Origin of the sequence: Mesorhizobium sp. M7A.F.Ca.AU.002.02.1.1, from assembly GCF_003998535.1 — a bacterium.
GTDB classification, from domain to species: Bacteria; Pseudomonadota; Alphaproteobacteria; order Rhizobiales; family Rhizobiaceae; genus Mesorhizobium; species Mesorhizobium ciceri.
Genome location: NZ_RZPB01000175.1, coordinates 1 through 9256, shown reverse-complemented (window position 1 = coordinate 9256; position 9256 = coordinate 1). Strand labels below are relative to the sequence as shown.

Annotated in this window: 9 protein-coding genes; 2 read left to right on the top strand and 7 right to left on the bottom strand. The window is 62.5% G+C overall.

The window, feature by feature from the left end; all coding sequences use genetic code 11:
• From trbE to EN879_RS13370, 7 genes are all read right to left on the bottom strand, one after another.
• On the bottom strand, positions 1 to 2217 hold a 2217-nt coding region (gene trbE / locus EN879_RS13400; RefSeq protein WP_127274083.1), incomplete at its 3' end, for a conjugal transfer protein TrbE.
• Positions 2218 to 2227: 10 nt separating this feature from the next.
• Entirely contained in the window at positions 2228 to 2491 is a 264-nt protein-coding gene (locus EN879_RS13395; protein ID WP_063170713.1) for a VirB3 family type IV secretion system protein, read from the bottom strand.
• Positions 2491 to 2754 (bottom strand): TrbC/VirB2 family protein, encoded by a 264-nt coding sequence (locus EN879_RS13390; protein WP_244514475.1) that lies wholly within the window; start codon positions 2752 to 2754, stop codon positions 2491 to 2493. Before EN879_RS13390 ends, EN879_RS13395 begins: the two co-directional genes overlap by 1 nt.
• Positions 2755 to 2803: 49 nt before the next feature.
• On the bottom strand, positions 2804 to 3802 hold the full coding sequence (gene trbB / locus EN879_RS13385) for a P-type conjugative transfer ATPase TrbB (RefSeq protein WP_127274084.1): 999 nt from the start codon (positions 3800 to 3802) through the stop codon (positions 2804 to 2806).
• Positions 3803 to 4015: 213 nt separating this feature from the next.
• The gene (locus tag EN879_RS13380; RefSeq protein ID WP_063170888.1) at positions 4016 to 4414 is read right to left on the bottom strand and encodes a hypothetical protein; all 399 of its coding nucleotides are present in this window, start codon (positions 4412 to 4414) and stop codon (positions 4016 to 4018) included.
• A 53-nt stretch (positions 4415 to 4467) separates the two neighbouring features.
• Positions 4468 to 6465 (bottom strand): conjugal transfer protein TraG, encoded by a 1998-nt coding sequence (locus EN879_RS13375; RefSeq protein WP_063170716.1) that lies wholly within the window; start codon positions 6463 to 6465, stop codon positions 4468 to 4470.
• A gap of 248 nt (positions 6466 to 6713) precedes the next feature.
• Entirely contained in the window at positions 6714 to 7676 is a 963-nt protein-coding gene (locus EN879_RS13370) for an AraC family transcriptional regulator (protein WP_063170889.1), read from the bottom strand.
• Positions 7677 to 7889: 213 nt separating this feature from the next.
• Between EN879_RS13370 and EN879_RS13365 the strand changes: the two genes are divergently transcribed.
• Together EN879_RS13365 and EN879_RS13360 are read left to right on the top strand one after the other, a co-directional pair.
• Positions 7890 to 8660 carry an alpha/beta hydrolase gene (locus EN879_RS13365; RefSeq protein ID WP_063170717.1) on the top strand — a complete coding sequence of 257 codons (771 nt, stop codon included), beginning with the start codon at positions 7890 to 7892 and terminating at the stop codon, positions 8658 to 8660.
• A gap of 147 nt (positions 8661 to 8807) precedes the next feature.
• Positions 8808 to 9256, top strand: a 449-nt coding sequence (locus tag EN879_RS13360; protein ID WP_164774401.1) for an alpha/beta hydrolase, incomplete at its 3' end; no start/stop codon positions are given.

Genomic DNA, 9256 nt, shown 5'->3' with positions numbered 1-9256 from the left:
GATGGCGCGTTCGTTCGGCAGGAACAGCCGCGTCGGGCAGCTTTCGACAATGGCTGGCGCGATCCTGCTGCCGTCAATGTCGGAGAGTGATTGCGTGGCAAAGATAACGGAAGCATTCTTCTTCCTCAGCGTCTTCAACCATTCACGCAATTGATCGGCGAACCCGCCATCGTCGAGCGCCAACCAGCCTTCGTCGATGATCAGCAGTGTCGGTCGGCCATCCATTCTCTGCTCGACGCGGTGGAAGAGATAGGCAAGCACGGCCGGAGCCGCACCGGTGCCGATCAACCCTTCGGTCTCGAACGCCTGTACGGATTTGTCGCCCAGGCGTTCCTGTTCGGCATCGAGCAGCCGGCCATAGGGACCGCCGACGCAATAGGGCTGCAAGGCCTGCTTCAGCGACGAGGACTGGAGGAGCACCGTCAGGCCAGTGAGCGTCCGCTCCTGAACAGGTGCGCTGGCCAGTGACGTCAGCGCTGACCAGAGATGTTCCTTTACGTCCGGCGTGACCGGGACGCCTTCGCGCAGAAGAATGTCGACGAGCCAGTCGGCTGCCCAGGCACGCTCCGGAACGTGGTGAATACGGCCAAGCGGCTGGAGCGAAACTGCGTCGATGTCGTCCGACAGATCTGCCAAGGTCAAAAGGGCAAGCGGATCTTCCGCTCCCTGGCCACTCGACGCACTGCTGCCGAGATTGTGCCAGTCGCCGCCCATGGCGAGCATGGCGGCGCGGATCGAGCCACCAAAATCGAAGGCAAAGATCTGGTTGTTCCCGTAGCGCCGGAACTGCAGCGCCATAAGTGCCAGGAGTACCGACTTGCCGGCCCCGGTCGGGCCTACGACGAGGGTGTGACCGACATCGCCGACATGGAGGCTGAAACGAAACGGCGTTGCGCCTTCTGTCCTGGCGAAGAACAGCGGCGGCGCGCGAAAATGGTCATCCTCGACGGGTCCCGCCCAGACTGCCGAGAGGGGGATCATGTGAGCGAGATTCAAGGTAGATAGCGGCGGCTGGCGGACGTTGGCGTAGACGTGACCGGGAATGCTGCCGAGCCAGGCTTCGATGGCGTTGACCCTCTCGGCGATGCACGTGAAATCCTTCCCCTGGATCACTTTCTCAACCAGCCGGAGTTTCTCGTCCGCGATCGACGGGTCGGCATCCCACACCGTCAGTGTGGCCGTGACGTAAGCCTGGCCGATCTGGTCGGAGCCGAGGTCCTGCAAGGCCGCGTCCGCATCGGCTGCCTTGTTGGCCGCGTCTGTGTCTACGAGCACGGATGCCTCATTGGTCATCACCTCCTTGAGGATCGCGGCGACGGACTTCCGCTTTGCAAACCACTGGCGGCGGATCTTCGTCAGCAGCCTGGTCGCATCGGTCTTGTCGAGCAGGATCGCCCGCGTAGACCAGCGGTAGGGGAAGGCAAGCGCATTGAGATCGTCGAGGATCCCCGGAAAGGTGGTAGTCGGGAACCCGATGATGGTCAGCGTGCGCAGATGTGTGTCGCCCAGTCGCGGCTCCAGTCCACCGGCAAGCGGCTGGTCGACCAGAAGTGCGTCGAGATGCATCGGTGTTTCCGGAACACGGACACGATGACGCCTGGTCGAGACCGTCGAGTGCAGGTAGGTCAGTGTCTCGCCGTCATCGAGCCATGCAGCTTCCGGAACAAAGCCTTCGACCAGATCCAGCACACGGTCAGTACGGTCGACGAAGCTCTTTAGCAGTTCCCGTGGATCGACGCCGGTCTTTTCCCGGCCTTCGTAAAGCCAGTTCTCCATCCGCGAGACATCCTCGGCCGGCGGAAGCCAAACGAAGCTGAGAAAATAGCTGCTCTCGAACAGCTCTCCGTTTGGTTGACGGCTCCACTGCAACGATCCCCGGCCGTTGGCACTTTCGAACTGCTCGCGCCGTTCGATGTCGAGAAGCGCCGATGCGGAATCCGGAAACCGGCTGTCCGGATATGTGGCAGCGGGGTTGCGCTGCGCTTCGATGAAGATCGCCCACCCCGAGCCTAGACGGCGGAGAGCGCCGTTCAGCCGAGCGGTTGTGCCGACGAGTTCCGCCGGCGTGGCAGAATCCAGATCGGGACCGCGGAACCGGGCGGTTCTCTGGAAGCTGCCATCCTTGTTGAGCACCACGCCTGGTGCAAGCAGTGCTGCCCAGGGAAGATAGTCGGCGAGGCTGGACGGGCGTCTGCGGTATTCGGCGAGATTCATCATTCACAAACCCTCAGCAGCCGAAATGCGCGGGATAGCGAAGGTGCCGGCGAACGACGTCGACGAACTGCGCGTCGCGCTTGGCCGCCCAGACGGCGGCGAAATGACCGATCGCCCAGATGGCGAGACCTGCAATCCAAAGACGCAGACCAAGCCCGACCGCACCGGCGAGCGTGCCGTTAGCGATGGCAACCGCGCGCGGCGCGCCGCCGAGCAGGATCGGCTCGGTGAGGGCAAGATGCACCGGTGCGAAAAAGCCGCGCACTTCCTCCTCCATCAGATCAGCGCTCCGCCGCCGAAAGAGAAGAACGACAGGAAGAAAGAACTCGCCGCGAAAGCGATCGACAGGCCGAACACGATCTGGATCAGGCGTCTGAAGCCCCCGGACGTGTCGCCGAAGGCGAGCGACAGGCCGGTGACGATGATGATGATCACCGCCACGATCTTGGCGACCGGCCCCTCGACAGATTCGAGGATCTGCTGAAGGGGTTGTTCCCACGGCATGGACGAGCCTGCGGCGTGGGCAGGCACAATCCTCATGGCCACGATGGCAGCCGCCACTGCGACACGCGTAACCAGCACAACAGGCTTAGGGATAGATGACGAAGTGAAGCGGATCGGGTTCATTCTGAAGCTCCAATGGGGACTGGGGATCTGTGGCTGTGGCACTCTCAAGCCTGGCTTCGAGCGTGCGATAATCACCGGTGGCGGGATCAAGACCTTCGACCCACGCGATCTCGACGAGACGGCGGGCAGCACCCCGGCCAGCGAGGACAGCAATGAGGTCGATGGTCTCCGCAATCAGCGCGCGCGGGACCGTGACCACGGCCTCCTGCACAAGTTGCTCGAGCCGCAGCAATGCGCCAGTAGCAGAACCAGCGTGAATGGTGCCGATGCCGCCTGGATGGCCGGTGCCCCAGGCCTTCAGCAGATCGAGCGCTTCCGCGCCGCGAACCTCACCGATCGGGATACGGTCGGGCCGAAGCCGCAGTGAGGACTTGACCAGGTCGGACAGCGAGGCGACACCATCCCTGGTGCGCAGCGCCACCAGGTTGGGCGCGGCACATTGCAGTTCGCGCGTATCCTCGATCAGGACCACGCGGTCGGTGGTTCTGGCAACCTCGGCCAGCAGCGCATTGACCAGCGTCGTTTTGCCAGTCGACGTTCCACCGGCGACCAGAACATTTTTCCTTTTTTCGACGGCAAGCCGCAGCACGTCGGCCTGGCCCACGGTCATGATCCCCGCAGTGACGTAATCCCCGAGGGCAAATACGGCGACCGCCGGCTTCCTGATGGCGAAGGTCGGCGCCATGACGACCGGCGGCAGCAGCCCCTCGAAACGTTCGCCTGTCTCCGGCAGTTCGGCCGATACGCGCGGCGCACCCGCATGCACTTCCGCTCCGACATGGTGGGCCACCACGCGGATGATGCGCTCGCCGTCGGCCGGGACCAGCAGTTCATCGGAGGCGCAGAGCCCTTTGCCCAGCCGGTCGACCCAGATGCGTCCATCCGGGTTCAGCATCACCTCAACGATCTCGGGATCCTCAAGGAAGCGGGCGATGGCCGGTCCAAGCGCCGTGCGCAGCATGCGCGCGCCGCGCGACACCGCTTCCCTGCCAGAATGATGATTGCCTGCCACGATGGTCCCCGTTCGCTGCGGCGAGCCTGTTCGTGCCGCGGTCGGGGATGATTAGAAGAGGCATGAATACCGACCTTGCAACAGGCAAAATCGGTGAGCGTAGCGCGGCGTGCAGAGACTTGCCGAATGCGGTACGGCGATCTCGCGGCCTGGCGCTGCCATCTACCGCGACGGGGAATCATCCGCGCCGGTTGGTGACGCCGGGACTTCATCAGCGATTTCCTGTCTGAACTTTGGTCCCTTGCTCAGCCTGCGGCCAAGCGCGTCAACGAACGCGTCATACCGCTGCAGGCCTTTCGCACGGGCTTCCGCCTGCGCGGATTCGGGCAATGCCGGGGTCGAGTTGAGCCAGAAGCGCACGAACAGAGCCAGTGTCTCGATGGCGATGCCGACATCGCGCTCGACACGCTGCACACGCCGGTCGATCTGATCGAGACGACGGGTGATTGCCGCCTCCTTCCGCTCCTCGGCATCCGGTGAAAGGAACGAGGCGATCGCGGCCTCGGCGATCAGCGACAGCGACACATCGCGGCGTGCCGAGTAGTCGGCAAGCGCGTTCATGACGTCAGGATCGAGATAGGCCGAAAGCCTTCTCTTCTTGGCATCCTTCACGTTCAAAGCCCGATGCCGTCATCAGGATCGAGGGTGGCCTGCCGTGCAGCGCGCCGCATAGCCTGATCGGCCGCCCGCCGACGCACCGTGTCATCATCGGATTCGTCCCAGTCCAGATCGAACTCTTCATTGAGCTGTGCCTGCGGTTCCGGCGCGATATCCTCGTGTTCCGGGAGCTCAGGCTGACGGCGGATGCCGCCATTTTCCGGATCCCCGTCCTGCGGGTCCGCAGAGAGCCCGGATTGCAGAGGATTGCGTTTCGGCACCGGAGGGACTGTAGCGCCGGTCCAGTCATCCGGGCGCGGTGGTCCTGAGGCCGTTTCAGGGTTCGGTGGCGGCAGGACGCGCCCTGCGAGACGTGGATCGGCAAAATAGCGTGCTTTCTTGGCCCGGATCGGGAACAGGCCCGAAACCATGACGATGGCATCGCTCGGTGGTAGTTGCATGATCTCGCCGGGCGTCATCAGCGCACGCGCCGTTTCCTGCCGCGAGACCATCAGATGCCCGAGCCAGGGCGACAATCTGTGACCGGCATAGTTTTTCATGGCCCGCATCTCGGTTCCCGTTCCCAGCGAATCGGAGACGCGTTTGGCCGTGCGCTCGTCGTTGGTGGCAAAGCTCACCCGCACATGGCAGTTGTCGAGGATGGAGTTATTCGGACCGTACGCTTTTTCGATCTGGTTGAGCGACTGTGCAATCAAGAAGGACTTGATGCCGTAGCCCGCCATGAAAGCGAGGGCCGACTCGAAGAAATCGAGCCGGCCGAGCGCCGGAAACTCGTCGAGCATCATAAGCAGACGATGCCGTCGATCCTTCGCATGAAGGTCTTCCGTCAGCCTTCGCCCGATCTGGTTCAGCACGAGCCGGATGAGCGGCTTGGTACGGCTGATGTCGGAGGGCGGCACGACCAGATAGAGTGTCGCTGCCCGCTCGTCCTCGACCAGATCGGCGATACGCCAGTCGCAGCGGGACGTCACCTTCGCCACCACCGGATCGCGGTAGAGACCCAGAAAGCTCATTGCTGTCGAGAGCACGCCGGAGCGTTCATTCTCCGACTTGTTGAGCAGTTCGCGAGCTGCCGAGGCCACCACCGGATGCGGCCCGCCCTCCCCCAAATGCCGCGTCACCATCATGGTGCGCAGTGTCATCTCGATCGGCCTTTGGGGATCGGAAAGGAAATTCGCAACTCCGGCAAGCGTCTTGTCCGTTTCGGCATAGAGAACGTGCAGGATGGCACCGACCAGCAGCGCGTGGCTGGTCTTCTCCCAATGGTTTCTGCGTTCCAGCGAGCCTTCGGGATCGACCAGGACATCGGCAACGTTCTGCACGTCGCGGACCTCCCATTCGCCGCGTCTCACTTCCAGCAAAGGGTTGTAGGCGGCAGAGGACGCATTGGTTGGATCGAACAGCAGGACACGGCCAAAGCGAGCGCGCCATCCGGCCGTCAGCTCCCAGTTCTCGCCCTTGATATCGTGAACTATCCCCGAACCTGGCCAAGTCAGCAGAGACGGGACGACAAGGCCAACACCCTTGCCGCTTCGGGTCGGCGCGAAGCACAGAACGTGTTCTGGGCCGTCGTGGCGGAGATAGTCGCCCTCTAGCTTTCCCAGCACCACCCCGTCCGGACCGACTATCCCAGCGGCTTTGATCTCCTTGCTGGTCGCCCAGCGTGCAGAACCATATGTGGCGGCATTCTTCGCCTCCCGTGCCCGCCACACCGACATACCGATGGCCACTGCGATCGCGATAAAGCTGCCGCTCGCCGCGATCAGCGCACCCTCCAGAAAAATCTCTGGCGCATACGCATCGTAGAAAAACCACCACCAGAAAAAGGCCGGCGGCGGATAGATGGAATGGCCGGCAAGCTCGAGCCATGGATCCCCGAGCTGCGGCTGGAATCCAAGCCGCCATGCGGTCCACTGCGTCGCGCCCCAAGTAGTGACCAGCACGATCAGAAGCACGGCAACGAGTTGCCCCCACAATATCCTGGTCGCCGGCATTTATCGTCTCTTTGCTGAGGCTTGGGGCGCCCACAGAAATATCGAATTTCCGCATACGCAAGAACACAAGACAGTTTACGGAACCGCCGGGTAGTCCGACCTACACGGACTTGTTCGTTGCAGTGCTGTTTCTGCTGATCGAGAACTGGCTGAGCAGACACGGCTGTGCCGCTTGATATCGGAATTCGCCATGGTGGGAGTTCCGGAATGACTGTCGCCAGACCTTCCATAAGCCAGCGTGGTCGAGGTCAATCGGCGACTTCTGCTTCCGAAACGCCCCCTCGCCTTCGGCCACCGTCAGACCGCCGAACTGCTCGATAACGGCCAGGCGATAGGCCATGATGTCGATGAAACAGCTTCGAAAACGCGGCTGCGGTCTCGTAGCCGACGCGACTCGCAATCCGTGCAATCCCCTCGTCGCTTGTTTCGAGAAGAAATGCGGCCTCCGACATTCGGCGTGCGATCAGATAACGATACATCGGCTCTCCAACGAGCTTGGTGAAGCGAGCCGAAAACGCCGACCGACCAAGCCCCACGCTTTGCCCGACGTCGCCAAGCGTCCAAGGTCGGTCCGGTCGTTCATGGATCAACTGAAGTGCCGGTCCTATGTGCGGGTCCGCCATCGCCCCCAGCCAACCGCCTTCCCCGGGGCCGAGAGACTTGATCCAGCTTCGCAACACCTCGACGAAGAGCACTTCTGTCAGTCGTGACAGTGCAACGCCTTGTCCGGGACGCGCGTGCGCCGCCTCGCTCACCATGCGTTGCAGAATCGCCTCGAGCCATCCTCCGTCTTCCGTCGGCTTGAGGAGAAGCAGTGGCGGAAGCAACTCCAAAACACTACCGCGCGAGGGCCGTGCCACAGTGAAATTGCCACAAATCATCGTCGCGTGCGGCTGCTCGCCGCCTCCGTGACGAATGAGCCCAAGACGCCCGTCCAGTCGATCGATATGGAGAATCGGTAACGGTTCGATCCGGCTGTCCGAGTAGATCACATGGGGCTCGCCACGCGTGACGACAACAAAGTCGCCCTCGGTCATGTGGAATTCTCGTCCACTTTCGAGCGCGAGGGTGGCCGAGCCACGGCTGAGATAGTGGAACAGGGCGTAGGGGCGCTTTGCCAACGCAAGATTCCAGGGATGGCCGAGCTCGAAGTGGAACAGCAAGGTTCCGCCCAGGCGAACGCGATCGAGCACTTCAGCGAGGATGTCCATCGTCCCGATGGTAGTACGGCGGACGGTCAGACACAATATTCGGACGATTGAGGCCTAACGTCCAAATGCTCCACGTACTAGTTGATCGCAAGTCGAGCCAACGGTTCGCGCGGCAACCATCACCCGAACGGCAGATGGGAGAACCGCGGCTGTTGCCGACACGCCTGCCCTTCCCCGGACCCGCGTCGTCCGTCATCTCAACAGGAGCAACCAATGCGAAATCTTTTACTCACCGTCGCCACCGTCCTCATGGCCGGAGCAGCAGTTGCCGCCCCCGCCCAATCAGCTCAGCTGCCCAAGGGGCCGGCCCACAATATCGTGCTCGTCCACGGCGCTTTCGTCGACCAGACGAGCTGGAAGCCGGTTGCCGATATCCTCACGAAGAAGGGCTACAATGTAACGCTCGTCGAAAACCCGCTCACCTCCCTGGCGGCGGACGTCGAGGCCACCAAACAGGCGCTCGCCAAACAGAACGGCAAGACCGTTCTCGTTGGCCACTCCTGGGGCGGTGTGGTTATCACGCAGGCAGGTGACGATCCCAACGTCTCGGCGCTCGTCTACGTCTCCGCATTCGCGCCTGACGTGGGAGAATCTCTGGCGAGCTTAGCCAAGAGCGGCCCGGCAACCGAAGGCGCCGCGGCGATTCATCCCGACGAAAAGGGCAACCTCTACATCGATCCCAAAGTGTTTCCTTCGGCAGTCGCGGCCGACCTTCCTCCGGAGATCGCCGAGTCCTTGGCAAACCATCAGCTCCCGTTGAACCACACCGCGTTCGAGGCTCCCGTCGACAAGGCAGCTTGGCACGACAAGCCGACATTCTATGTGATCAGCACCAAGGACAAGGTCATCGCACCCGAGGTCCAGAAGATCTTCGCCAACAGGATGAAGGCTGAGACGACGGAGGTCGCCGGGAGCCATTCCTCCCTCGTCGTCCACGCGAAGGAAGTCGCCGCGGTGATTGAAAAGGCCGCGCTCGTGAAGTGACGATACCGCTCCCGGCACTTCGTGCCGGGAGCGCCGCGCGTGCTGGGCGAACTACGGCATGCCTTGAGCCGCGAACGGCTCAGACCTGGCTGAAACCGCACCAGTTGCACCCACTCGATTTCTAATGCCAAGCATCCGGAGGATGACATGACTGAGTTCGACACCCCGAGCCAGGACGCCGCCACGCTCGAAACGGCACCCACCCTTTACATCGAAGGCAGCGGAATCCGCTTCGCCTATCGCCGCCTCGGCCCATCGACCGGAACGGCGCTGGTTCTCCTGCAGCATTTCTCGGGCAACATCGACGCCTGGGACCCCGCCGTCGTGAATGTCTTGGCCGCCGATCGACCGGTGATCGCTTTCGACAACGCCGGGGTCGGCCGCTCGACAGGACAAACGCCGGACAATATCGAAGCGATGGCCCGAGACGCGGTCGCCTTTATCAAACTGCTCGGCCTCTCCGAAGTCGACCTTCTTGGCTTTTCCCTCGGCGGCTGCGTCGCCCAGCAGATCGCTGCCGAGCACGGACGGCTGGTGCGCAAGCTCATCCTCGTCGGCACGGCTCCGAGAGGCGGAGAAGAGCATCTGTTGACGGT